Genomic DNA, 350 nt, shown 5'->3' with positions numbered 1-350 from the left:
CGGCAGCAGTCTTCTTGGCGGCCGCGGTCTTGGCGGCAGTCTTCTTGGCGGGCTTGGTGGCCATCAGTGGGGGTCTCCGGCGTTGCGATCGGGGTCCAGGCACGCGAGCATCGCGTCGTGCAGCTGCTGCCTGGCAGATTCGGTGAGGGGGTGGTCGTGCTCATCGCTGATCACGAACATGTCTTCGGCGCGCTCGCCGAAGGTGGCGATGCGCGCGTCGTGCACGCGCAGCCGCTGGTTGCGCAGCACGAACGCCACGTCGGCCAGCAGGCCGGGGCGGTCGGGCGCGATCAGGCTGAAACGGGTGCCGGGGCTGCCGTCGCTGCCGTCGCGGAACTCGATGCGCGGCG

1 protein-coding gene is annotated in these 350 nt (G+C 70.6%); it reads right to left on the bottom strand.

All coding sequences use genetic code 11. The annotated features are described in order from the left end of the window. Positions 1 to 63: 63 nt before the first annotated feature. On the bottom strand, positions 64 to 350 hold a 287-nt coding region (locus DBR34_RS24205), incomplete at its 5' end, for an ACT domain-containing protein (protein ID WP_258224170.1).

Source organism: Stenotrophomonas sp. HMWF003 (genome assembly GCF_003061285.1).
Classification (GTDB): domain Bacteria; phylum Pseudomonadota; class Gammaproteobacteria; order Xanthomonadales; family Xanthomonadaceae; genus Stenotrophomonas; species Stenotrophomonas maltophilia_AP.
This window is presented reverse-complemented; position numbering and strand designations above follow the sequence as displayed.